Origin of the sequence: Gordonia sp. L191, from assembly GCF_030077625.1 — a bacterium.
Lineage (GTDB): Bacteria > Actinomycetota > Actinomycetes > Mycobacteriales > Mycobacteriaceae > Gordonia > Gordonia polyisoprenivorans_A.
In genome coordinates this window covers 2,372,502-2,396,520 of sequence record NZ_CP125996.1, presented here as the reverse complement: position 1 = coordinate 2,396,520, position 24,019 = coordinate 2,372,502, and the positions used below count along the sequence as shown (strand labels likewise).

26 protein-coding genes are annotated in these 24,019 nt (G+C 66.8%); 12 read left to right on the top strand and 14 right to left on the bottom strand.

Annotation, left to right across the window (positions count from 1 at the left end; all coding sequences use genetic code 11):
* Nucleotides 1-101: 101 nt before the first annotated feature.
* Nucleotides 102-446 carry an RNA polymerase-binding protein RbpA gene (locus QNM97_RS10890; RefSeq protein ID WP_006372801.1) on the bottom strand — a complete coding sequence of 115 codons (345 nt, stop codon included), beginning with the start codon at nt 444-446 and terminating at the stop codon, nt 102-104.
* Nucleotides 447-565: 119 nt separating this feature from the next.
* Between QNM97_RS10890 and QNM97_RS10885 the strand changes: the two genes are divergently transcribed.
* The 6 genes from QNM97_RS10885 (at nt 566) to QNM97_RS10860 (ending at nt 3,957) form a co-directional block, all read left to right on the top strand.
* On the top strand, nt 566-931 hold the full coding sequence (locus tag QNM97_RS10885) for a hypothetical protein (protein ID WP_208791244.1): 366 nt from the start codon (nt 566-568) through the stop codon (nt 929-931).
* The gene (locus QNM97_RS10880) at nt 928-1,725 is read left to right on the top strand and encodes an adenylate/guanylate cyclase domain-containing protein (protein WP_283822732.1); all 798 of its coding nucleotides are present in this window, start codon (nt 928-930) and stop codon (nt 1,723-1,725) included. The genes QNM97_RS10885 and QNM97_RS10880 overlap by 4 nt, the downstream gene beginning before the upstream one ends.
* Nucleotides 1,726-2,049: 324 nt before the next feature.
* Entirely contained in the window at nt 2,050-2,271 is a 222-nt protein-coding gene (locus tag QNM97_RS10875) for a DUF3263 domain-containing protein (RefSeq protein ID WP_026920127.1), read from the top strand.
* A gap of 155 nt (nt 2,272-2,426) precedes the next feature.
* On the top strand, nt 2,427-2,735 hold the full coding sequence (locus QNM97_RS10870; RefSeq protein WP_283822731.1) for a hypothetical protein: 309 nt from the start codon (nt 2,427-2,429) through the stop codon (nt 2,733-2,735).
* 14 nt (nt 2,736-2,749) lie between these two features.
* The gene (locus tag QNM97_RS10865) at nt 2,750-3,586 is read left to right on the top strand and encodes a VOC family protein (protein WP_283822730.1); all 837 of its coding nucleotides are present in this window, start codon (nt 2,750-2,752) and stop codon (nt 3,584-3,586) included.
* Nucleotides 3,583-3,957 (top strand): hypothetical protein, encoded by a 375-nt coding sequence (locus QNM97_RS10860; RefSeq protein WP_283822729.1) that lies wholly within the window; start codon nt 3,583-3,585, stop codon nt 3,955-3,957. The genes QNM97_RS10865 and QNM97_RS10860 overlap by 4 nt, the downstream gene beginning before the upstream one ends.
* Nucleotides 3,958-3,991: 34 nt before the next feature.
* On the opposite strand, the gene QNM97_RS10855 is transcribed toward QNM97_RS10860, so the two are convergent.
* The 3 genes from QNM97_RS10855 to QNM97_RS10845 form a co-directional block, all read right to left on the bottom strand.
* Nucleotides 3,992-5,113, bottom strand: a complete 1,122-nt coding sequence (locus QNM97_RS10855) for a DNA polymerase III subunit beta family protein (RefSeq protein ID WP_283822728.1) — start codon at nt 5,111-5,113, stop codon at nt 3,992-3,994.
* Nucleotides 5,114-5,277: 164 nt separating this feature from the next.
* Nucleotides 5,278-6,420 (bottom strand): HNH endonuclease signature motif containing protein, encoded by a 1,143-nt coding sequence (locus tag QNM97_RS10850; protein ID WP_283822727.1) that lies wholly within the window; start codon nt 6,418-6,420, stop codon nt 5,278-5,280.
* A gap of 132 nt (nt 6,421-6,552) precedes the next feature.
* Nucleotides 6,553-7,797, bottom strand: coding sequence for an esterase/lipase family protein (locus tag QNM97_RS10845; RefSeq protein WP_502875026.1), 1,245 nt, complete (start codon nt 7,795-7,797; stop codon nt 6,553-6,555).
* Between the two features lie 108 nt (nt 7,798-7,905).
* Between QNM97_RS10845 and QNM97_RS10840 the strand changes: the two genes are divergently transcribed.
* Entirely contained in the window at nt 7,906-8,232 is a 327-nt protein-coding gene (locus QNM97_RS10840; RefSeq protein WP_283823167.1) for a hypothetical protein, read from the top strand.
* Here QNM97_RS10840 and QNM97_RS10835 read toward each other — a convergent pair.
* The 5 genes from QNM97_RS10835 to QNM97_RS10815 all read right to left on the bottom strand — a co-directional run bounded on the left by QNM97_RS10835 (nt 8,213) and on the right by QNM97_RS10815 (nt 15,225).
* A complete protein-coding gene (locus QNM97_RS10835; RefSeq protein ID WP_283822725.1) occupies nt 8,213-9,511 on the bottom strand; it encodes a PucR family transcriptional regulator in 1,299 nt (432 codons plus the stop codon). The genes QNM97_RS10840 and QNM97_RS10835 overlap by 20 nt on opposite strands.
* Nucleotides 9,508-10,929: a phytoene desaturase family protein gene (locus QNM97_RS10830; protein ID WP_283822724.1), complete on the bottom strand. Its 1,422-nt coding sequence runs from the start codon at nt 10,927-10,929 to the stop codon at nt 9,508-9,510. The genes QNM97_RS10835 and QNM97_RS10830 overlap by 4 nt, the downstream gene beginning before the upstream one ends.
* Nucleotides 10,926-12,764 (bottom strand): DUF3556 domain-containing protein, encoded by a 1,839-nt coding sequence (locus QNM97_RS10825; RefSeq protein ID WP_283822723.1) that lies wholly within the window; start codon nt 12,762-12,764, stop codon nt 10,926-10,928. Before QNM97_RS10825 ends, QNM97_RS10830 begins: the two co-directional genes overlap by 4 nt.
* Nucleotides 12,765-12,882: 118 nt before the next feature.
* Nucleotides 12,883-14,355 carry a class I adenylate-forming enzyme family protein gene (locus QNM97_RS10820; RefSeq protein WP_283822722.1) on the bottom strand — a complete coding sequence of 491 codons (1,473 nt, stop codon included), beginning with the start codon at nt 14,353-14,355 and terminating at the stop codon, nt 12,883-12,885.
* Nucleotides 14,356-14,517: 162 nt separating this feature from the next.
* Entirely contained in the window at nt 14,518-15,225 is a 708-nt protein-coding gene (locus tag QNM97_RS10815) for an acetoacetate decarboxylase family protein (protein WP_283822721.1), read from the bottom strand.
* Nucleotides 15,226-15,430: 205 nt separating this feature from the next.
* On the opposite strand from QNM97_RS10815, the gene QNM97_RS10810 reads away from it, so the two are divergent.
* From QNM97_RS10810 to QNM97_RS10795, 4 genes are all read left to right on the top strand, one after another.
* The gene (locus tag QNM97_RS10810) at nt 15,431-15,979 is read left to right on the top strand and encodes a MaoC/PaaZ C-terminal domain-containing protein (RefSeq protein ID WP_502875053.1); all 549 of its coding nucleotides are present in this window, start codon (nt 15,431-15,433) and stop codon (nt 15,977-15,979) included.
* Between the two features lie 37 nt (nt 15,980-16,016).
* Complete coding sequence (locus QNM97_RS10805) at nt 16,017-16,460, top strand: helix-turn-helix transcriptional regulator (RefSeq protein ID WP_283822719.1); 444 nt, start codon at nt 16,017-16,019, stop codon at nt 16,458-16,460.
* Between the two features lie 10 nt (nt 16,461-16,470).
* Nucleotides 16,471-16,884, top strand: a complete 414-nt coding sequence (locus QNM97_RS10800) for a VOC family protein (RefSeq protein WP_208791258.1) — start codon at nt 16,471-16,473, stop codon at nt 16,882-16,884.
* A 71-nt stretch (nt 16,885-16,955) separates the two neighbouring features.
* The gene (locus QNM97_RS10795) at nt 16,956-19,343 is read left to right on the top strand and encodes an ATP-binding cassette domain-containing protein (RefSeq protein ID WP_283822718.1); all 2,388 of its coding nucleotides are present in this window, start codon (nt 16,956-16,958) and stop codon (nt 19,341-19,343) included.
* 4 nt (nt 19,344-19,347) lie between these two features.
* On the opposite strand, the gene QNM97_RS10790 is transcribed toward QNM97_RS10795, so the two are convergent.
* Nucleotides 19,348-19,863 carry an FKBP-type peptidyl-prolyl cis-trans isomerase gene (locus QNM97_RS10790; RefSeq protein WP_502875025.1) on the bottom strand — a complete coding sequence of 172 codons (516 nt, stop codon included), beginning with the start codon at nt 19,861-19,863 and terminating at the stop codon, nt 19,348-19,350.
* Nucleotides 19,864-19,881: 18 nt separating this feature from the next.
* Nucleotides 19,882-20,925 (bottom strand): LLM class F420-dependent oxidoreductase, encoded by a 1,044-nt coding sequence (locus QNM97_RS10785; RefSeq protein WP_283822717.1) that lies wholly within the window; start codon nt 20,923-20,925, stop codon nt 19,882-19,884.
* Nucleotides 20,926-21,049: 124 nt separating this feature from the next.
* Here QNM97_RS10785 and QNM97_RS10780 point away from each other — a divergent pair, with 124 nt between their 5' ends.
* A complete protein-coding gene (locus QNM97_RS10780; protein WP_283822716.1) occupies nt 21,050-21,622 on the top strand; it encodes a PadR family transcriptional regulator in 573 nt (190 codons plus the stop codon).
* 11 nt (nt 21,623-21,633) lie between these two features.
* Here the strand turns inward: QNM97_RS10780 and QNM97_RS10775 are convergent, their stop codons facing one another.
* From QNM97_RS10775 to QNM97_RS10765, 3 genes are read right to left on the bottom strand one after another with little or no spacing between them, the layout of a single operon-like run.
* The gene (locus QNM97_RS10775) at nt 21,634-22,044 is read right to left on the bottom strand and encodes a nuclear transport factor 2 family protein (protein ID WP_283822715.1); all 411 of its coding nucleotides are present in this window, start codon (nt 22,042-22,044) and stop codon (nt 21,634-21,636) included.
* A gap of 30 nt (nt 22,045-22,074) precedes the next feature.
* Entirely contained in the window at nt 22,075-22,878 is an 804-nt protein-coding gene (locus QNM97_RS10770) for an ABC transporter ATP-binding protein (RefSeq protein ID WP_283822714.1), read from the bottom strand.
* Nucleotides 22,875-23,915 carry an ABC transporter permease gene (locus QNM97_RS10765; RefSeq protein WP_283823164.1) on the bottom strand — a complete coding sequence of 347 codons (1,041 nt, stop codon included), beginning with the start codon at nt 23,913-23,915 and terminating at the stop codon, nt 22,875-22,877. Before QNM97_RS10765 ends, QNM97_RS10770 begins: the two co-directional genes overlap by 4 nt.
* Between the last annotated feature and the right edge of the window lie 104 nt (nt 23,916-24,019).

The following is a 24,019-nucleotide window of genomic DNA, read 5'->3' as shown; positions in this document are numbered from 1 at the left end:
ACCTCCCGGGCCGCCCGTCTGTTTGCCTGAGTCGGCGACGATCAGATGATCAGTTCGTCGCTCCACGGAGCTTGATCAGTTGGTCGCTCCGCCGAGCTTGATCAGTTCGTCGCTCCGCGACGGCGCTGCTTGAGCAGGTCGAGGCGCTCGTTGAGCAGGACCTCGAGCTCTTCCTCGCTGCGCCGCTCGAGCAACATGTCCCAGTGGGTGCGCGGTGGCTTGCCCTTCTTCTCCTCGGGCTCGGCGCCCTCGAGGATGGTGCCCTCCATGCCGTTCTTACACGGCCACTTCGACGGCACCTCGGCGTCGTCGGCGAACGGGACGTCGAAAATCTCCCCGTTGTCGGTGCGGTATTGGACAATCCGCCGCGGCGCGAGATCGTGATCACGATCGGTTTCGTAGCTCACCGCACCGAGGCGGCTACCCCGAAGTACTCGATCTGCCATTTGCTACTGCTTTCCTCTCGGCTTGCTCGCTGACCAAACCAGCTGCTGAACAGAACCATTCTACTCTTCTTGATCCGTGACGCCCGACGCACGCGACACCGCGCGCGGCTTGTGTCGCGATGAGCACCGCGCACGGTACGGTCTGTGCCGTGGATGCGACCCGTTCCCGGCGAACCTACGCGTGCGCGTGGTGCGGCTCGACCATGGCCGATTCCGAGATGGGTCGGCGACGCAAGTACTGCAAACGGTCATGTCGACAGCGGGCGTACGAACAGAGAGCGCTCGTGGCGGGTACTTCTATTCCCGACGATGCGGTGATCTTGTCCTCGGCCGAGGTCGCGGAGTTCGGGGACCGGATGTTCGCGCTTCGATGTGCCGCCGAGGACCTCGCCACCGCGGTGGGCGAAGACGCCGACCACGGCACGTTGGCCGGGCTCGCCGACGACCTGCTGTCCTTGGCCCGAGACGCGGAGCGGCTGCGGTGAATGCCGACGACGCACCCGACACACCCGAATCACCACCGCTGGGTGCCCGCGCCGCCGATGCCCTCGCCCGGGCCGACGCCAACTCCACCGGCATCCGGGCGATCCGAGCGGTCCGCAGGCTGCTGCCGGACGCACCACCATCGATCACCGACTCCCGGCCGTCGGACCGGCTGGCCCGGTTGATCGCCGACGCGAGACCTGAAAAGCCAAGTGCAACCAGGGAGTTGGGGCTCGCTGCGGTGCAGGCGTGGCAATCGGTGACCCGGCGCGGACACACCACAGACACTCCCGTCGACGTCACCATCCTGTTCACCGACCTCGTGGCATTCTCCACCTGGGCTCTCGCAGCCGGTGATGATCAGGTGTTGCGACTTCTCCGAGAGGTGAACACCGCGACCGAGCAGGTGGTCCGACGTCACGGCGGCCGGATCGTCAAGAACCTCGGGGACGGGGTGATGGCGATGTTCACCGATCCGGACGAGGCGATCGCGGCCGCCTACGAGGCGATCGGTGCGGTCAGCTCGCTCACGATCGACGGTTACCGCCCTCAGCTGCGGGCCGGCCTGCACACCGGTACACCTCGCGCGGTCGGCGACGACTTCGTCGGTGTCGACGTCAACATCGCGGCGCGCGTTGCCGGTGCCGCCGGGGCGGGTGAACTGCTCATCAGCGACGCGACCCTCGAGAGCGTCGATCCGCAGCGCTATGCCCGTCGCCGACGCCGTCGTTTCAAGGCCAAGGGCGTTCCCCGGGAACTGACCGTGTACGCGGTGGTTCCCCGGTACGACCCGTAGCGCCGCCCGAGCCGGGACCCACCCCGCCGGCCACATCGCGACCCTTGACCGCACGATGAGAGATCGGGCTGTCGCGACATTTCCGGCATGCCCACCGCGGTGCGGCGCGCTGGTGTAGTCCTCTACTGCGACACGGTGTTTCGATCCCCCTGGAAAGAGGTCGAGAGGATTAACCTCGTCGGTGCACAAATGACTGCCCTCGGTCACCGTCGCGGTGTACAAAGGACGTCAACCGCACTCCTGCAACATTCTCGGCCGAGCCAAGACCGAGAGTGTCCTGTGCGCACGGATACACCACGATGGTTGGGCGGCACCATGACAGTGATCAACAACAAGCAGCAGCAGATGATCGACTTCGAGACGAGTTGGTACACGTTGGGCGGTGGCTCGTCCCGTGAGATCACCGAGCAGTTCGGGCTGACCGATCGTGACTTCTTCGCGCAGGTCGATCAGCTCGTCGACGAGGCACCGCCGAGCGGACTGAGCAACTCCGAATTGCGGCGGATGCGCCAGGTGATCCGCCGACGGTTGTGGATGGCGCGCTGAGCCGATAACACGTCGAGCGCTCGGCGCACTGACGCGACGTCGCGCCGAGGAGGATGGCAGGCTGGGTATGTGCCCACCCGATCAGGCAACCACCCGGATGCTTGCCACCGACAGAAGAGGTCGACGCGCTGTCGCGGATCGGTGGTGTTGCAGTGATGAGGCCTTTCTCCGACGACGACCTCGAGCAGTTCTATCGGGGTGTGGAGGCGCGGACCGACCTGACCCCGCGGCGTCGTCGGCGCCCGGCGCCGGTGTATCGGGACTGTCCGACGCCATACAAGGACGCCTTCGGCTCGGAGGCCGCGGCGATCGAGGGGATCGGCCGGATTCGGCAGGTCGGTCGGCGTGCGCCCACGCTGCGGTGTTATCGCTGTGACTGCGGGTCGTGGCACATCACCAGCAGTCCGCCGCGCGAGGAGCCACCCCGACCCCCGAGCGGCCGTCGTGGCCGACGCAGACGATGAGGAGCACTTCTCCGATGGCACAGCATGCCGACGCGGACGTCCCGAGCGGGATCGAGACCGGACCCACCGACACGGCGCCGACCGGACCGCACGACCCGGTCGCCGTTGTCGATCTCGGCACGCCCGACGTCGACGCATCGGCCGCGGGGTACGCGAGACTACTGGGCCTGCCGCAGCCCACCGACGACATCGGCGTGTTCGCTGCTCGAATCCGATTGCGGCCCAGTACATCCGGTGATCAGCACCGGGTGCTCTTCGGAGTCCCCGACGCCGACGGTCATGTGCGCCTGCTCCGGCGGCGCGGTCTGGAGCTGACGGCACCGACGGGAGACGACGTGCGCGGGGAGTGGCATGTCGACACCTTGCCCTTCGGTGTCACCCCGGCCGATCCGGTGGCCGATCGCGGGCGCACCGTGTCGGCGCCCGAGGTTGCCGCCGACATCGCCGGTATCGATCATCTGGTGTTCTCCAGCCCCGATCGCAATCACGCGGTCGCTCTGTTCGGTGCCACGCTCGGACTGGATTTCCGCCTCGACCGCCGAGTCGTCGACGGTCTGCGACAGTTGTTCTTCCGCCGAGGCGATCTCGTCGTGGAAGTCGTCGTCCCCGACAGCGCGCCCGCCGACGAGCCCGTCCGTCTGTGGGGTATCGCGTGGGGCAGCACCGACATCGCGGCCACCCATCGTCGCCTGACCGACGCCGGGGTCGGCATCTCCGAGATCCGCGACGGCCGCAAACCGGGTACCCGGGTGGCCACCATCGACGACGATGCTCTCGCCACGCGTTCGATCATCATCGGCAGCGACCACACGCGCCCTGCCGGATCACTCCACGACGAAGGAGCCCGATGAGCCTGTTCACCTCCGCGGCGGCCATGACCAACAAGGCGGTCATCCCGCTGTTCGGACTACCGGTCATCGGTGCCGCGCTGGGCAGGTCGATGACCGTGGTGACCTACACCGGCCGGCGTTCGGGCACCACGTTCCGGCTGCCGGTCGCATTTCGACGCGGCACGCCGGCCTCCGAGAGCGGGGCGGACCGTGAGACCGTCCTGATCGGAGTGACGCTGCCGGACAAGAAGAACTGGTGGCGCAACTTCACCGGGAGCGGTGGACCGCTGTCGCTACTGCTCGACGGCGCGGACCGGACAGGTCACGCCGTCGCGACTCGTGACGAGAAGGGTTCGGTGTCGGTTCGGGTGGTTCTCGACCCGGTCGTCTGAACGCGGTCACTCGCCCTGCCCGGGGCTGTACAGGTCAGGACGCGACTCGGTCGATAGACGCCGGGGACCTGACCGGCATCACCAGTGTGGTCAGTTCGCCACGATCGGCCGAGCGGATCGTGGCGGGCTGATCTCCACCACGGAGCTCGACGAGTAGGTCCGCACCGATCGCGGTGCTGATCGCCGGATGGAGCGTCGTCATCTCGAACCACAGGGTCAGTGGTGCACCCGTCACCTCGGCCACCACGCGCATCTCGTCACCGAGATCCGTGGTGCCGGGGGAGCCGGAGTCGGCGTCGGACGGGCGCGGGTACGGGCGAAGGGCGAACCGCCCCTCATCGATCTGCATCTCGACGAATTCTGCGGGGCCGCGCTCGAGTGCGTCGAGCAGTCCGGTCCGCGACGTCAGCATCGTTGTTGTCGGAGTCGGCAATGCCCCGAGCAGCGCACGATGATCCGGGAAGGTGTCGTCGATCAGTCGGCAGTGACGCCGGCGTCCGCCGGGAAGCGTGATCGTGAGGTCATCGTCGGCGACGGTCAGCTCAACGACAGGGGAGTGTCGGAGATCGGCCAGGCACCGGCGCAGGTCGTCTGCGCTGACCGTGCCCGCCCACGTCGCGCCCGTTTGCCCGGCGACGAGCGATCGGGTCGTGAGCCGATAGCGATCGGTGGCGGTCATCGTGAGAGCCCCGTTGTCGATCTCCACGCGAACCCCGCCGAGGACAGCGAACTCCGCGTCGCATGCCGTGGTGGTGAGAACCTGGTCGGTTGCGGCGGCAAACATCGGTCCACTGATCGTCGTCACACCGGGTTCCGGCTGAATGTCCCACTGTGCCTTGATGAGCGAGGCAGTCGACCGTGCGGCTTCGGCCGCGCCGATGATCTCCGCGAGGTAATCGTCGAGACAACGCTTCGCATCGAGCGGTGCGGAGTCGAGCATCTTCCGCACCCCCACGATGGGCATGCCGATCTCTCGTAGACGTCGAACCAGGACCGCACGGTCACATTGGCCCGGGGTGTACCAGCGGTAGCCCGAGCCTGGATCGACGCGATCTGGTCGCAGAAGCCCGGCGTCGTCGTAGAAACGTAGGGCGCTCGTCGTCAGGCCGCACGCGTCGGCGAACGCCCCGATCGACATCATCTCCGAATTGGTCACCGGGACATCATCGGACCTCGACCTACCTGAAGGTCAAGCCGCTCCGCCGGATTCGAGGATGGCGCAGAGGTGGCCCGTCATCAACGCACGGCGAGGTCACCGGCATCCGTTGTGGTGTGCCGGTGACCTCGCGTGTGTGTGGTTGTCGGGTGGTCGGGTTGTGGTCAGGCTGCGTCGGGGCGGGCGAGGAAGTAGTTGATGTCGCCTCGTGGTGCCTGTGGTCGATGACGGTCGGGTGGGACCAGCCCGGGTGGACTCAGTCCTGGTGGATTCGGTCCGGGTGGTGGGTGATCGTCCGGCCCGGTCCGTCGGTGGCCGTGGCGGCTGTTGGCTTCGCGGTGCACGACTCGCTGCACCCCGGCATCGAGGCGGGCTTCGCACCTCGACACCGGTGGTGGTGGCGGGTCGGCCGGTACGCCGGCCGTGTCTCGGATGTGTTCGACCGCGGCCCGAAACGTCCGGTCGATCCGAAAGAATTGGTTGACCCGCAACGGGTTCTGTGGCTGGCCGGGTTCGGTGTTGAGTCGCCAGCCGAAGCGTCCGGCGTCGGGGCCACTGCGGATCAGTTCGGTGGTGTACTGGCCGGCGTCGGGGCCGACCATCCGGTTGTGCACGCCGCATGCCGGGGCGAGATCGTGGATGTCGGTGTTCCCGCCCCGCGCGTAATCACGGGCGGCGTGGTGGATTTCGACGTGCACCATCGGCGCGGAGCAGTCCGGATGTGAACAACCCCCGTAGGAATCGGCCAGGACCAGCCGCTGGCCCCGTGAGGCGAACCGACGGGCTTGCCCGAAATACAAGATCTCCGATGAATGATCGGCGTACACCGCCAAATACTGTTGCGCCCGTGCCGCCACCTCGAGCACGTCACCGATCGGCAGTGTCGTACCGGTGGCGGTACGTCCGAGACCGGCCTGCTCGCGAAATTCCTGGGAGGTGATCGACACGATCAACTGCGGCGGCAGACCCCGATGACTTTTGCCCAGTAACCCGCCGTCGAGGGCGGCGTGGAGCAGGGCACGGAACGCATCATGCTGGCGTTGTGCGGTGGTGCGTGTATCGCGTTGGGCCAAACCCAGCTTGCGGTAGACCCCGCGGTTCTCGACCTCGATCAGTGCGGGTTGACTCACCGATTCCATCCGCCGAGCGGCGCGTTCGTGTTCCTCGGTGACCGTCACCAGGTCGGTATCGGACAACACGTGTAGGGATGCGGCAGCAATGCGGTCGAGCACACCATGCGGCTGCGCGTACATGCCCAGCATGTACGCAGCAGCCGACGGATCCTTTCCACCATCAACGTCGGCCACCGCGATCACCCCCTACCACGTACTCGAACGTATCCGCCCGTGAAGATACGTTCGATATTACTTGGCGATACCCCTCACCGCAAGAGAATTCCGACAATTCGTTCGACTGGTTCGTTCGATTGATCTGTTCGACTAGCCGGCGGTGAGCGCTCGCAGCGGACGGAGTCCGTCACGGAGCCACAGGTAGATCTCGTCGTGGTTGAGCAGCGTGAAATGGTTGGCGCGGCCCAGGTGCATGCCGTCCTCGTCGCGGAATCCGATCCGCCGGGAGCGATGGAATCCTCGACCGCTCGGCGTCAGAACCAGACCGTCGCCGATGAAGCGGCCGAGCGGGTGGCGCGGATTGCCGAAGAGGGAAGCCGTCACGAACAGATGGCGGGCGCCGGCGAGTAGTGGGACGTCCGCGCCGGGCGCCTGCCACCAACCGTCCGGATCCGCCGATGGTCCATCCTCGGCGATGACGTTGCCGTGGAACAGATCTCGGACGCCTGCGCTGCGCCGACGCAACAATTCGCCGAACGGTCGGGTCACCGACAGCACGCGCAACGCCGACGACGCGGCATGCACGCCCCGGGCCAGGGGTGCACCGAGGTGCGGGGAGCCCAGACTGACCGTCTCGGTCACTAAGGGCACCCACGGCGCGCGGCTCTTCGCGCCGAGGTGACATGCGCTGCGGACGACGAGGCCACCCATCGAATGCCCCACGAGCGAGATCCGGGTGACCGGCACCGGCCACAGCAAGACCATCTCGCTCAACAATCGGGCGAGGGTCGCACCGTTGTCGCTGATGTGGCGGCCGGTGTTGTAGCGGATCTGCACCGCGGTGGCGCCGATATCGTCGGCGAGCCGCGCTCCGTAGGTCGGACGTCCACCGAGCCGCCAGGCATGTTCGGTCTCCATCAGCCCGTGTAGGAACACCACGAGGTGTCCGGTGGCGCGCGGATACGCGGCTGCCAGTCCGTCGGTGGTCACGGTGACCGGTGAGCCGCCGACGCGCGGCGCCATCTGTGGCGCCAGCGGCGAGTGTTCGTCGTCGAGGGCGTCACCGATGAGTCCGTCGAGGATGCCAATCATGGCCGCACCGCGGACCGTCGTGGTCGGCTGATGCCCGGTCTCGGGCAACGCGTCGGCGACGATCGTGGCCGAGTCGAGCACTCCGGTGATCGAGGTGTACACCGCTTCGCTGACCGCGTCGTGCACGGTGCGCACCGGTGCGACGGACCTGCCGATCGCGAGATCGAGTGTGCCGAACACCGCCGCCGAGGTCGCGCGGTGTACCCGCGCGATTCCGACGGTGGCCTTACCCAGTTCACTCAGTCCCAGTCGTGCCAGCGCACGGACTTCGCCCTGGTCACCGACCAACTGCCTGCCGCTCATGGATCTCAGTGTACGTTCGTTCACTCGAATCATCTCCGTGATGGCGCGATACACGCGTCGCCGGTTGGATAAACCGCGACAATCGAACATATGATCGGACGCGTGGGCATGGCTCGAATCGATGGCGACAGCGGGCGACCCCACCGGCCCGCGTTCGTGCGCGTCGGTCATCGGGCGGTGTTGATCGATCTCAACGCGCTCTATCCGCAGACGCCGCACCACAGCGGCACCTACCACCCCGACGGATTGCAGATTCGCAAGGTCGCCACCGGTGTCCTCACCGAGTGGGGGCTGTCGGAATGGGGCGAGTGGTACGGCAAGGTGACCTACACCCTGAGCGCACGCGACCGGCAGGAGTCGGTCACCCACTGGGTGCCGGCGTGGGCCCTGCGTCCCGCCGATGGCCCCGGTCGGGTCAGGCCGGACCGGAGATGATGCTGGGCCCCAACAGTTCACAGACCGTCAGCGCCAGGGCGAGATCGAGCCGATCGCGATGTCCTGGTACCGCGGCCAGCGCTTTGCCGACGCGGTACTTGACCGTGTTGCGATGCAGGTTGAGGCGAGTCGCGGTGTGCAGATGACTCTCTCGGGTCGCGTAGAACACCGAGAGTGTCTCGCGCAGCGTCGCCGCCGTGGGTGAGTCGTCGGCGAGACCACCGAGCACCTCCCGCACCCAGGCCGCGGCGGCGGGGAGATCCTGCGCGAGCAGCGAGGCGATGGCGACCCCGCGATCGGCGAACCCCACGACCGATCCGGTGCCGCTACCGGGCATGATCGCCACCGCATAGGCCCCGCGAGCCTGCTCATGACTGCGACGGAATCCGTCGACGCCCTCACCGACCAGACCGAATGCGCCCCGCAGTCCGGGCGGCAGGTCGATCTCACCGACCGTACGCTCAGCCGACGCCGTGCGTAGCGGTATCCAGGCCCAGATCGTCGAACGGTCGACGGCCGTGAGAATCGGTGGCCCGTCGGCACGCAGGCGAACCGCGAGTTCCTCGGCGCCGCGGTGCAGGCGCCGCAGGTCCACACCGTCGTCGTCGGACCAGATGATCGCGGCGAGGTGCGGACAGTCCAACCGGTATCTGGTCTGCTCGGTGAATGTGCGGCCGTCGGTGTCGGTGCCGTCGAGCACCCGACGAATCGCGGTCGAGGACAGCGTGGCGTCGGCGCCGAGCCAGCGACGGCGTTCGTCCTCGTACGCCTGGAACACATAGAGGGTGATCCAGTCGATGTACCCGAACATGACCCCGGAGATGTGTCGGGTGACCGCCATTGCCCGGTCCGCGTCCAGCCCCAGCTCGCCGATCATCTGATAGCACAACAACATCACCTCGTTCTGACCCAGGTGATAGGCGCGCACAAGAGAATTCGACGGAACGTCGCGTTGGGCGAGGCGCAGTGCGTACTCGACCGCGGCGGTCGTCGGCTGCAGGTGATCGACCGGGATGTCGTTGGCGAGAACGTGGATGATCGTCGAGACGTTGCCGTGCACACTCGCCTCGAGCATCTCGACGAGCTTCGGATCCGCATCGAGATGGTCGATCTCGCGGGCCATCTTGACGCTCAGGTCCGCGACGATGGTCGCCTCCTGCGCACGAAGCCGGCGAGCGATCGCCGTGACCACCTCCTGCAGTTCGGCATCGGCGGTCGCGGGCATGCGGGCCAGCCGGGCGCGCGCCCGCGCCCCTCGATCACCATCGGCCTCGGTCACCGGCGCCCCCGCAACGATGCCAGGGCCGCCGACGCCGCGTGATAACCGCACAATCCGTGCACGCCCGCACCGGGCGGCGTCGACTGGGAACACAGATAGACGCCATCGACGCCGAGCGCATACGGGTTGGCCGACAGTCGTGGGCGCGCCAGCATCTGCAGTCCGTCATTGGCTCCGCCGATGATGTCCCCGAGAGCGAAATTGGGGTTGTAGGACTGCAATTGACGGGTACCGGTACTACGCACAGTGACGATCCGATCGCGGAATCCGGGGGCGAAACGTTCGATCTGGGCGGTCACCGCGTCGGTGGCGTCGCCGTCGTATCCGCGGGGTACGTGGGCGTAGGCGTAGATCGGATTGAGTCCGCCGCGGCTACGCGATCGATCGGCGAGATACTGCTGCCCGAGCAGGACGAACGGCCTGTCCGCCATGATCCCGGCGGCCCGCTGCCGCTCGGTGTGCCACACCTCGGAGGCACCACCACCGAGATGAACGGTGCCCGCGCGTCCGCAGTCGGCAGTGGTCCAGGGGATGTCGCCGTCGATGGCGTAGTCGACCTTGAATGCCGACGACCCCGCGCGGTAGCGCGCCAGCGCGCGTCTCACCCGGCCCGGCATGTGGTCACCATAGATCGAGAGTGCCTGCGCGGGTGAGAGATCCAGCAAGACCAGATCGGCCGGCGGGATGTCGGAGCGCGCCGAGACCAGTGTGCCGGTCTCGATCTTGCCACCGTGGTCACCGATCGCGGTGGCCGCGGCGGCGGCGATCGCACCGGACCCCCCGCGGGCGACCGGCCAACCGTGACGATGTCCGCTCGCCGCGATCATCATGCCCAGCGATGCGGTGAGCGGCCGGTCGAGCCGGGTGAATGCATGCGCGGCGATACCGGCGAACAATGCACGACCACGATCGGTACGAAACCAGCGGGCCATCACGGTCGCGGGCAGTACCGCACGTGGCCCGAATGCCGCCAGCCGCAACGGATGCCGTGGCAGATGCACGATCGGACGAAGGAGGTCCTCGCCCAGCTCGTCGAAGCCGCGCGCGAGGTCACCGAGGGCCAGACGCCAACGCCGACCGTCGGGGCCGAGTCCGTCGGCGGTCTGATCGATGCTGCGATACAGGAGTCCCGCGGTCCCGTCGTCGAGCGGATGGGCGCAGTCGATCTCCGGGAGGCACCAGGTCAAGCCGTAGGACTCCAGGCCGACGCTGCGCCAGAACGGCGAGCCCATGGCCAGTGGGTGAAAGGCCGCACAGTGATCGTGGATGAGGCCGGGTTCGGTCAGCTCGCCCGACCGACTACCCCCGCCGACCTCGTCGGCGGCCTCGAGAACGGTGACCTCGACGCCGTTGCGGGCGAGATGCAGGGCGGCGGCGAGCCCGTTGGGCCCGCCGCCGACGACGACGGCAGTCGTCACGGTTGCACCTGCGGCGAGGGTGTCGAGCGCATCCGGGGTTCGGTCACGATCTCAGGATCGGTGAGCGCGCGGCGGGCGTCAATGTCGAGCGTCCAGTCGACCTGTACCGGGATCGGCCCATTGGGCAACCACGGCTGCTCGGCGACCGCGTCGGCGACCCGGTAGGTGCCCGTCTCGATGACGCCGAGTGCAGCGTCGATCACCTTGTAGCGCTGGGTGCCCTTGTGGATGGGCTGCGACTCGATCCAGGCGATCGTGAACTCACCGGGCGCGAAGTCACACCGGCGCTGCAGGGCCGCGATCATCTTCTCGTCGTGCAGGTGTCCGTCACCGAAGTTGAAGGCCACCAGCGAATTACACGAGAACTCGGCCTCTCGCAGAGTGTAGGTGTCGATGTCGTCGCCGAGGTAACGCATCATGAGCGAGAACAGCGCCCGCCCCTGACTGTGCAGTGAACGCCACGCCATCATCTGATGCATGACGACGTCGGCGACCTCCGGCGGATACGACGCGAGCAGCTGGGTTCTGGTGTTCTTCGACGAGCGGACCACGCACCGGTCGAGTTTGTCCTCGGCGCCCGGGGCGAAGGCCCAGGTGGCCGACGCCCAGTTCCCGGCGTACTGGCGCATCGACGGCAGGAACGACACGAGGTCCGGACGGAGATTGCCCAGCACCGGGAAGAAGCACAGCGCTGCGGCGATCAGGGCGAGCACCCACGGCATGGTGGTGTCGGTCAGCGCGAAGCCGTCCCACGTGGGGTGTGCCCAGAACAAGAAGATCGACGCGTAGGCGAACAGGATGTTCCATTCCAGTGGGACCGCGAGGGGGAAGGTGGAGAAGATGAACAGGTGGAAGCAGACCATCAGCACCACGCCCGCCAGCGTGAGCCACTTGTTGGTGGAGAACAGCAGCACCAACGGGGTCACGATCTCGACGATGGTGCCCAGGACGTGCCCGACCCCCGAGGCGAGTCGCGACGGTCGCATGTCGTGCGGGAAGTCGCGGTAGTGGGCGCGTTTGATCGACCGGAACGGCAGCCAGGGGGTGTTGGACAGCATCGGCGGAATGACCATCGAGAAGTGATGTCCCAGTTTGGAAATGCCGGCGCCGACCCAGACGGAGACGATCAGGAGCTTGAGCGCCAGGATCATGTCCACGTAGGGCAGGAAGGCGAAGAACACCAGTGCCGGCAGGTACTGCTCGGACCGTGCCGCGATGAAGATCACCTTGTCGCGCAACCCGATGACCACGAAGAGCGCGATCAGCGGGTAGAGGACCACCGGATTCACCACGCCGTGATCACCGGCGACGACCGAGTTCATCGACGATGACGAAACGCCCGGGAGCGCCAGTGCGACAACGATGTTGATCAGGATTGCCGCGTAGATCACGACATCGGCGACAGTTCGGGAATCACCTCTGGTGAACGGTACGCGTCCCGGCCACGGTGGCAGGCGGATCGTCTCCGGCCGTAACCAGAACAGAAACCCGCCGGTCATCGGCTTGAAATGGCCGGCCAGCGGACCCCACGACCCGCCGAACCCGAGGGTTTCGAGCAGGACGGTCCACAGGACCACCTTTTGATACACGATCAGTTCGTTCCACCAGGACCCGACGTCGACAACGTTGAATCCTGAACTGAACGTTGCGATACACAGTCCCGCAACGATATACAGCACGCCGACCTTGAGCAGGTAGATCGTGTGCACCATCTTGGGCGTGCCGAAGCCGTATTCGGCCCAGTGCGCGCCGAGAACGCGCAGCCGGTCGAGAAACGGTCTGTCCAGAAAGGTCTCCGGTTCCACGGGCGGGAAATCCGGGGTGGTGAATCCCATGGGTACTCCTTCGGGGTGAGGCGGAATTGGTGGGTGGTTTCGGGGTGCGGACGCGTTCGGCCGACCCGACGCCGTCGTGCGGCCGGTTCGGGGAGGGAGAAGGCGATCGGGGGCGGTTCTACAGCGGCGTCGGCGTTGCGAATTGTCGGCGGAGAGCGGGTTTGTCGATCTTGCCCACCGGGTTTCGGGGGAGGGCCTCGACGACGTGGATCGACTCGGGGATCTTGGCCTTGGTCAGCAGTGACCCGAGGTGCTGGGTGAGGGCGTCGGCGTCGGCGGGGTGATCGGGGTAGGGGACGACGAACGCGATCGGGATCTCTCCGTACACCGGATGGGGTGCACCGACGACAGCACTCTCGAGGACTCCCGGATGGGTGGCGAGGGCGTTCTCGATTTCCTTGGGATACAGGTTTTCTCCGCCGCGAATGATCATGTCCTTGATGCGGTCGACGAGTGTCAGGTAGCCGTCGGCATCGAGACGGCCGACGTCGCCGGTGTGCAGCCGGCCGTCGATGACGGTGTTCGTGGTGGCCTCGGGACGATGGAGATAGCCGCGCATCACGTTGGGTCCGGTGATGACCACCTCACCGACGGCACCGGTGGGTAGGTCGGCACCGTCGGGTCCGACCACATGGATGCGCTGGCCCTCGATGGCCGGCCCCACGGTGCCGAGCTTGCGAATCCCGTGACGCGGGTTGCACGTCGACGCGCATGTGCCCTCGGTGAGTCCGTAGCCTTCGAGAATCGGGATCCGCAGGCTGTTCTCGACGCGATCGAGGAGTTCGGCGGAAATCGGTGCGGCGCCACAGATCGCGAAGCGCAGGGAGTCGAGCGCCTGCGCCCGGCGCTCGAGGTCGGGGTGGGAGACCAGCAGGGCATAGATGGTCGGCACGGCCGAGAAGTAGGTGGGTCGTAGACGTTCGACGTCGTCGAAGAACCTCGAGACCGAGAACCGTCCGGTGATGCTGAGTCGTCCGCCGGCCAGGATCGGCGCCAAGAAGCTCACACAGATCGCATTCACGTGGAACAGGGGCAGGATCAGTAGTGCGTGATCGTCGGCGCCGAGCTCGAGATGGTGTGCCATCGCCGTCGCCATGTAGTGCAGGTTCGCGTGGGACAGCCGAACCCCCTTGGGACGTCCCGTCGATCCGGAGGTGTAGATCAGCAGGGCATCGTCGGCGTCGGCGGGCTCGTTCGGTGCCCGCCACCCCGTGGTGGGAGCCGGAGGCAGGTCGTCGACGTGGAGCACTCTCCGGTCGGCCCGCAGATCCGCGACGTCGGACACGACGACCACCGCGTCGGAATCGTCGAGCTGATAGCGCATCTCGTCGGCGGTGAAGGTCGGGTTGACCGGGGTCGCCACCGCGCGCAGGCGCCACGCGGCCATCAGGACGACGAGCAGTTCGGCACGGTTCGGCAGGACGGTCGCCACGACGTCACCACCCGTGACGCCGAGTCGCTGCAGCGCCTGTGCGCACGCGTCGACCCGGTCGGCGAAGTCGCGATAACTGAGGTCGACGGTGTCATCGGCGACGCACGGGGCGTCGCCGCGATCTCGGAGATCCCAGGCGAAGAACGAGGAGCTGGTCACTGGTGCATACCCTTTCGCGTGTCTGTGACTTATGACACTAGAAAGGGACGATGTGATGTGAAACGGTCCCGCAAGCCAGAGTTCGGCGATGCCTTTGTGCGCGGAGGACAACCTCGAGGGGACGGCTCCCGGAAGAACGCTCGTGGTTGCGCGAGGAGCAGGTCAGTTGTGAGAAACCTTGGTACCGAACAAGACCGCGGCGTCGGTGGTGGCGACGCTGACCAGCGGGCGACGACCCGCGAGATACCCGAGCGGTCCGTCGGGGGCAAAGGTCCACCGCGTCCGCGCGGTGCGCAGCCGGGCGACGATCCGGTTGGTCGACCACGAGGTACGACCCTCGAGCACCTGAGCGGTGGGTAACGGGATCTGATGCGATCCGGGAAGCAGGCGCGGCCCGAGCTGCGCCTCGAGGCTGGCGACATAGCGGCCGTCCGCGGTCATCGCGGTGGTGATCCGGCGCCCGGATCGTTCACGGGTGAATTCGCCGAGGTGCTTGGGGATTCCCCAGAGCTCACGTCCACCGGTGCGTGAGTTCGGGCTGGTCACCCAGATGTCGGGAATGCTGACCCGGACACCGTGGCGCACCGACACCACCGGATAGGCCGTGAGCAGTTCTTCGTATTGCAGGACCCCGCCCTCGGTGTAGTGCAGGACGGCGGCGACGACGAGAACCTTGCCCGCCACCGTCAGCAGGCGGGCTCCGGAGGGTATGACCCCGAACGCCTCGGCCGGTAGGTCGGCGCGCGGGACGACGAACGCCGACATGAGAGCGTCGCCACCGAGATACCACGGTTCGGGCGGGTAACTCACCCCGTCGGCGCCGACGTGCCACGCCCGATCGATGTTGACCGGAATCCTGGTGGTCGTCATCAGTTGTTTACCCCCGTGGCCGATGGTCGGGTCACGCCGCAACGCAACACCCCTGATGGAACGAACCTACCGATGCGTCTCAGCCATGTGCACGCCGGGAGGCCCACCACAACAGGGAGAGCCACCACAACAAGAGACTCCGATCGAGAATGCCGGGTCGGGGGTCTGGCACTCTCGATCGGAGTCATAGGTGAGATCGTCGGGGGTGGCGAGTGCGTTACACATCGTCGGAAACAATTTTCACCAGACGCCGAGCCGGCTCGACATCACACCGCCCAACACCCGAGGAGCACACCCAGCGATGACCGATCCCACCGTGTACGCCGATGATCTCCAGCCTGGTCAGCGCCATGATCTCGGCGTTCATACGGTCTCCGAGCCCGAGCTCGTCGACTTCGCGTCGCAATGGGATCCGCAGTCGTTCCACGTCGAGCGCGCAGCCGCCGAGTCGGGGGCATTCGGTGGCCTGATCGCCAGCGGAATCCACAGTCTGGCGATCGCGCAGCGACTCGCGGTCAGCTCGGTCCTGCGGTCATGGAGCGTGATCGCCGGACGTCGGCTCCGGGAGGTGGAGTTCCTGGCGCCGGTACGGCCCGGGGACACATTGGCCGGATCCATGCGGATCGAATCGGTCGACCTCGACGCGCGCGGCCGTGGCCTGGTGACGTATACGACCGAACTGGTGAATCAGACCGGGGTGGCGGTCCTGCGCTTCGACGCCGATGTCTACCTTCGATCCCGGGGCGCGCACTGAACGAATACGTGCTGTCAACTATGCGAGGATCGTCCATGTGACCGCGAAACCAGACCGCGACCGGCGCCGGGCAGACCTGCGCCGCCTGCGACAGGTGCGCGACCGGATCGACCGCGACTACGCCTACCCTCTCGATGTGGAGGCGCTCGCGAGCGGCATCGCGATGTCGGCGGGACATCTGAGTCGCGAATTCAAGCGCGCATACGGTGAATCGCCGTACTCCTACCTGATGACGCGACGTATCGAACGCGCGATGACCTTGCTGCGGCGAGGCGATCTGTCGGTCACCGACATCTGTTTCGCCGTGGGCTGTTCGTCTCTGGGGACCTTCAGCACCCGCTTCACCGAGCTCGTCGGTATGTCGCCCACCGAGTATCGCCGTCGCGCCGCGGACGAGACCCTGGGCATTCCGACGTGTCTGGCCACACAGATCACCAGACCGGTCAGGAATCGAGAAGTCTCGCCGGCCGGGCGCGGCTAGCGTTGTCGGCATGGACATCACGATTCACTACACCTTTCTCCCGCAGACCGACCCCGACGCGGCGCTCGGGTTCTATCGCGACACCCTCGGATTCGAGGTGCGCAACGACGTCGGCTACTCCGGCATGCGCTGGCTCACCGTGGGACCCCCGAACCAGCCACAGACCGCCGTCGTGCTCCACCCACCCGCCGTCGATCCCGGCATCACCGAACAGGAGCGTGAGACGATCCTCGATCTCATCGCCAAGGGCACCTATGGCGCGGCACTGACGTTGGCCACCGACGACCTCCAGGGACTGTTCGACAAACTCCAGGCTGCCGGTACCGAGGTCATCCAGGAACCGATGGATCAGCCGTACGGTGTGCGCGACTGCGCATTTCGGGACCCGACGGGCAACCTGCTGCGCATCAACCAGACGCCCTGACACCCGGGCCACGTGACGCCCGAGACCACCTTGCCACCCCACCCGAGAAGCCCGACCGCAACGGAGAATCGATGAGCCGGACGCCGACGAGATCGACGCCCCACCCCGCCGACACCCACGACATCATCCGGGTCCACGGAGCCCGGGCGAACAACCTGCGCAACGTCGACGTCGAGATCCCCAAGCGGCGCCTGACGGTGTTCACCGGGGTGTCTGGATCGGGGAAGAGCTCGCTGGTGTTCGCGACGATCGCCGCGGAATCGCAGCGGATGATCAACGAAACCTATAGTGCTTTCGTCCAGGGCTTCATGCCGAGCCTGGCCCGGCCCGACGTCGACGTGCTCGAGGGCCTGACCACGGCGATCATCGTCGACCAGGAACGCATGGGCGCCAACCCGCGGTCGACGGTCGGCACCGCCACCGATGCCAACGCCATGTTGCGCATCCTGTTCAGCCGTCTCGGTGAGCCCACCATCGGCTCGCCGCAGGCGTTCTCGTTCAACGTCGCCTCGGTGTCGGGCGCCGGAGCCGTCGAGATCGAACGTGGTGGACGGAAAGTCAAGGAACGCAGGGAGTTCAGCATCACCGGCGGGATGTGCCCGCGATGCGAAGGGCGGGGCGAGGTCTCCGACTTCGACCTGAGCGCACTCTTCGACGACACCAAATCCCTCAACGAGGGCGCACTGACGATTCCCGGCTACTCGATGGACGGCTGGTACGGGCGCATCTATCGCGAGTGCGGATTCTTCGACCCGGACAAGCCCATCGCCAAGTTCACCAAACGACAACTCGACATCCTGCTCCATTCCGAGCCCAAGCGGATCAAGGTCGAAGGCATCAACGTCACGTTCGAGGGTCTGATCCCCAAGATCCAGAAATCGATGCTCGCCAAGGACCGGGAGGCGATGCAACCGCACATCCGAGCGTTCGTCGACCGTGCGATCACCTTCACCGTGTGTCCCGACTGCGACGGCACGCGGCTGTCCGAACTCGCCCGGTCATCGAAGATCGACGGCCGCAGCATCGCCGACGTCTGCGCCCTGCAGATCACCGACCTCGCCGACTGGGTCCGCGGCCTGCAGGGATCGTCGACCGCATCGGTGACCCCGGTGTTGACCGCGCTGTCGGAACTGCTGGACTCCTTCGTCGACATCGGTCTCGGCTACCTCTCCCTGGATCGACCGGCGGGCACGCTGTCGGGCGGAGAAGCACAGCGCACCAAACTGATCCGCCATCTGGGCTCATCACTGACCGATGTCACCTACGTGTTCGACGAACCCACGATCGGGCTGCATCCACACGATATCGAGCGGATGAACGACCTCCTGCGGCAACTACGCGACAAGGGCAACACCGTGCTCGTCGTCGAACACAAACCGGAGGCCATCGCGATCGCCGACCACGTCGTCGACATCGGTCCGGGCGCGGGCACCGAGGGCGGTCAGATCGTCTTCGAGGGCAGCGTCGAGGGACTGCGCGGCGCCGACACCCTCACCGGCCGCCACCTCGACGATCGCGCGACACTCAAGACCACCCTGCGCGAGGCGACCGGAGCACTCGAGGTGCGTGGCGCCGACACCCACAATCTCCGGGACGTCGACGTCGACATCCCACTCGGTGTGCTCGTGGTGCTGACCGGCGTCGCCGGATCGGGGAAGAGCTCGCTCATCGGCGGGTCCGTGGCCGGGCGCGACGGCGTCGTCAGCATCGATCAGGGTGCGATCAAGGGCTCGCGACGTAGCAACCCCGCCACCTACACCGGCCTGCTGGAGCCCATCCGGAAAGCGTTCGCGAAGGCCAACGGCGTCAAACCGGCTCTGTTCAGCGCCAATTCGGAGGGCGCGTGCCCCAACTGCAAAGGCGCGGGCGTCGTCTACTCGGACCTGGCGATGATGGGTGGGGTCTCGACGATCTGCGAGGTCTGCGAGGGCAAGCGATTCCAGGCCGAGGTGCTCGGCTACACCTTCGGTGGCGCCGACATCGACGAGGTACTCGGGATGTCGGTGGCCCAGGCCGAGCGGTTCTTCTCCGACGGTGACGCGAAAATCCCCGCTGCACACAAGATCCTGCAGCGGCTGTCCGACGTCGGGCTGGGCTACCTGCGGATCGGGCAACCGTTGACCACACTGTCCGGCGGGGAACGTCAGCGACTCAAACTCGCCGCACAGATGGGGGACAAGGGTGAGGTCTACATTCTCGATGAACCCACCTCGGGCCTTCATCTGGCAGATGTCGAGCAGCTGCTCGGGCTACTCGATCGCCTGGTCGACGGCGGGAAATCGGTGATCGTCATCGAACACCATCAGGCCGTGATGGCCCACGCCGACTGGATCATCGACCTGGGACCGGGAGCCGGACACGACGGCGGTCAGGTGGTGTTCACCGGCACCCCGGCCCAATTGGTCTCGGAGCGAACCACACTCACCGGCCGTCACCTCGCCGACTACGTCGGCGCCTGACGGCTCAGCCGTCGGCAGAAACGATGACGATCGCGAAGACCAGGGTGTCCCCGGCGTTGATCCCGGCCGAGGGATTGCCGTCGGGGTAGCCGTCGGCGGGGGCGATCGCCACCGCGACGGTGGAGCCGACGCGCTGGCCGGCGATCGCCTTGCTGAATCCCGGAACTACCTCGGCCAGTGAGAATTGCGCGGGCTGGCCGCGGGTGTAGCTGCTGTCGAACTGCAGTCCGGTGCGTCCGTCGACGCCGACGTAGTTGACGGTGACCTTGGCACCGTCACCAACGGCCTGGCCGTCACCACCGCTCAGCGTGTGCACCTGCGTCTCGGTGACCGCGAACGGGGTGGTCACCGACACCTGCGGGGCTGAGGTGTCGTTCTTCGCCCCGGTCACCGTGACCCGTCCGGTCGATCCGTTCAGCGACCAACTCGGCGGCCCGTCGTCGGACGAGGAGCTACATCCGGCCACCATCACCACGGTGAGAAGGGCGATCGACGCGAGGACCCCTCGAAGCATGCGCATGCCGCGCAACGCTACTACCTACCCGGTCTCGGCAACCAATGACGCCAGACGGCGCACCTCCTCGACGCTGCCGGGGGACACGAGCATCGTGGTGACACCCGCCTTCTCCCAGATGGCGATCTGCTCCCGGACATGATCGACATCGCCGACGATCGCCGAATCGTCGACCACCTCGTCGGGGATGATCGCCGCCGCATCGTCCTTGCGTCCGGACCGGAACAGCGAGGTGACCTCGTCGACGACCTCGCCGTAGCCCATCCGCCGATAGACCTCGGCGTGGAAATTGGTGTCCTCGCTGCCCATTCCGCCCATGTAGAGAGCCAGGAACGGTTTGATCGCGGCGCAGGAGGCGTCGCGGTCGTCGGTGATGACGATCTGGGCGGTCGCGCAGATCTCGAAATCCTCACGACTGCGGCGGGCACCGGGCCGGGCGAATCCCTCGTCGAGCCACGCGTTGTAGGTGTCGGCCATCCGCGGCGTGTAGAACAGCGGTAGCCAGCCGTCGGCGATCTCCGCGGCGAGAGCGATGTTCTTGGGGCCCTCGGCGCCGAGCATCACCGGGATGTCGGCCCGCAGCGGGTGAACGATCGGCTTGAGCGGCTTGCCCAGTCCGGTCGCACCGGGCCCGGTGTAGGGCAGCGGGTAGTGCGGACCGGCACTGACCACCGGCGCCTGTCTCGCCCACACCTGCCGCATGATGTCGACGTATTCGCGGGTGCGTCCCAGCGGCTTCTCGAACCTCTGCCCGTACCACCCCTCGACGACCTGCGGACCCGACACACCGAGACCGACGATGTGGCGACCGCCGGACAGATGGTCGAGGGTGAGGGCGGCCATCGCACAGGCGGTGGGCGTGCGCGCCGAGAGCTGCAACACCGAGGTGCCCAACCGCATCCGCTGCGTCGAGGCGCCCCACCAGGCCAGCGGGGTGTAGGCGTCCGAGCCCCACGCCTCGGCGGTGAAGACCGCGTCGAATCCGGCTTCCTCGGCCGCGAGCACGAGTTCGTGGTGGTTCGGTGCCGGCTGCGCACCCCAATATCCCAGTTGCAGTCCGAGTTTCATCATTCTCCTTCGCGGCGCGTGAGGCGCCGCCCGGCATGGGCGAGCGACGCGTTCCTCGACGGTATCCCGCGACGGAGCCCGGCTCAATACCCAATATGGGCAATTAGTTGACTACCCTGGGTGCATGTCGTTGCGTCACGCGATCCTCGCCGAACTCCTCGACGACGGAGCCAGTGGATACCAGCTGGCCAAGACCTTCGACGTGGCGGTCGCGAGCTTCTGGTTCGCGACGCCGCAGCAGTTGTATGCCGAACTGTCGCGTCTGGAGGCCGACGGCCTGATCCGCGGGCGTGAGGTGACCCAGCAGGGACGACCCAACAAGCGGGTCTTCACCCTGAGCGACGCCGGGCGTGCCGCACTCGTCGACTTCGTCTCGGCCGCGTCCAAACCCACCTTCGTGCGCGACGACCTGTTGGTGAAGGTGCGGGCGTGCGATGTCGGCGAGGGGGCCACCCTGATCGACACCCTGCATGCTCGCCGGGCGCACGCGTTGGCCAAGGCAGAACTGATCGAATCGCTGCTCGCCAAGATGCGCGGGGAGATGTCCGAGGACCGGTATCTGGCCGAGAGTCCGCGCGTGGGACCCTATCTCACGGGTTTACGCGGCATCGCCTTCGAGCGGGAGAACGCGGCGTGGTGTCGCCGTGCGGCCGACGTCCTGTCCGCGCGCCTCGACCGGACCGAGCCGCCGCACTGAGCACGGCGCGCCTATCCGCTTTCGGTCCCGGTTCCGCGTTCGGCCTCGGCGCGTATCCGGTCGAACTGTGCACCCATCGCCTCGGCGAGTGCGGTGGCCCCGGACAACGGTCGGACCATCACCATCAACTCGTCGATCTTGCCGTCGGCGTCGAGATGAAGGAAGTCGCAGCCGGTGAGCGCCTTACCGTTCACTGTCGTCTCGAACATCAGGGCATGGTCGGGCGCTCCGGGCGCACCGAACTCCTTGACGTACCGGAAGTCCTCGAACACCCGGAGCACGCCGCGCAGGATGGCTGCGGTGATCGGTTTGCCCTGATAGGGCGCAAAGGCGACCGGACTGATGAAGGTCACGTCCTCGGCGAGAAGCTCGTCGACGGCTACCATGTCCCGGTTTTCCACCGCTTCGCGGAACGGGTGCATTCGATCACGACTCCTTACTCAATTAATTGACTATCTGGCGCCGACAGTAGACCGCCCCGTGTCGGTGTGTCCAGCATCGCTGGGGGACAAGGCGCCGTCGACCATCCGGTACACGGCGTCCATGCGCGCGAGGTGCGTCCGATCGTGGGTGACCAGAATCGTTGCGGTATCCGCGGCGGCGGTGAGATCGATCAGCATCGAGAGCACCTGTGCCCCGCGCTCGGTGTCGAGCGCCGAGGTGGGCTCATCGACGAGCAGCAGGTCGGGTTCGTTCATCAATGCCCGCGCGATGTTGACCCGTTGACGCTGTCCGCCGGAGAGGTGGGCAGGGAGCCGGTGCATCATTCCGTCCAGACCGACAGCGACCAGTAGGTCGCGGGCCCGAGCCGTGGTGGCGCGGCGCCGTGCTGCGCCGACCATCCGGGGTTGTCCGAGGTGCGCGGTCACCTGCAGTTGCTCGAGAACGGTCAGCGAGGCAAGCAGATTGGGCTGCTGGAAGACCAGACCGATGCGCTCGCGGCGCACCCTGGTGGCCGCCGACGCGCTCAACTGTGCCAGATCGACCACCTGTGCCAGATCGACCGTCCCGCCATCACTGGCCGGACGGCCTCTGCCGGCCAGCAGAACGCCTCCACTGTCGGGCTGGCGTAGCGCTCCGGCCACGGCAAGCAGGCTGGATTTCCCGGATCCCGATGGGCCGGTGACGGCACTGATCGTTCCGGCGTCGAAGGTTGCCCCGACGTCGTCGAGGGCGGTGAGGTGGCCAGTGCCGTCGGGATAGGTCATCGTCACGTGCTGCAGTGTCAGGATCGGAGTGCGTCGTGGCGTGGTCATCGGTTGCTCCCGAGTGCGGTGAGGGGATCGGTGGTGATGAGGAAGCGCAGTGCCGCGCCGGCGCCGAGGACGCCGAGCCCGATCGTGGCCAGCGCGGGCACCAGCGTGGTGGAGGTGGTCACGACGAACGGGATCGAGCCCAGCAGTGTGCCGCCACCGACGGCGAGCGCCACCCCGAGGCCGCATCCCACTATCAGGATGAGCACGGCCTGGCCGAGGGCGTCTCGCACCAGCGACGCGGTGGACGCCCCGAGCGCCTTGAGTACCGCGATGTCGGGGACACGTTGCACGGTCCACACGGTGAAGAACGCACCGATGACCAGTGCCGAGATCAGCAGCAGCATCACCGTCATCAGCGTCAGCGACGAGTTCTCGGCGCGGTAGGACGCCAGCGCCGACAGCGCATCGGAGCCGGAGCGGGTGATGGTGCCGCTCGAGGTGGCCACGGACTGTGCATCGGTGCCGGCACGTGGTGTCACCGCGAGCACGGTCGCCGCGCCCGACTGTGGTGCCAGGTCGTGCCACGCGTCGATGGGTAGGTAGATGACCGGGCTGTGCGCGTACCACTGGTCGCCGACGATTCGTCCGACGGTCATCGTCCGCCCGCCGACCTGCATCGTCTGGCCGGGGTGGAGGCCGAGAGACGAGGCGATGGGCGCCGCGACGTCGGCCGTGCCGGCGATCGGGCGGTCGTTTCCGCCGAGGCCGAAGAGCGCCGCCGGCATCGGATCGGTATGCGTGGTGGAGGTCGCGCTGTCCCGCGAGATACCCACGGGCACTGCGTCTTCGGAGTTGTGCTGCCAGATGGTGGTCTGCGCGGCGGTCAGCACCGACTGATCGAAGGAGGGCGCGGACCCGGTGTCGGCGAACACGATCATCGAACCGGGCAGGGATTGCAGGGCCGAGATGTTCTGGTGGCGCAGCCCCGCGGTGAGTCCACCGAGGAAGGTGACGAGCACCGACACGAGCACCACGACCAGGGTGATGAGCGCGAATCGTCCTCTCGCTCTTCGGAGATCACGAATGGCGACGAACATGGAAAGTCCTTTCAGGTGGTCGGTTGCCAGTGTGGCGGGCATCGGGGGCACCGCGCGTCGAGAGTTGGAGGGTCACGGGGTGCATCGTTCGTCGCCGGTGACTC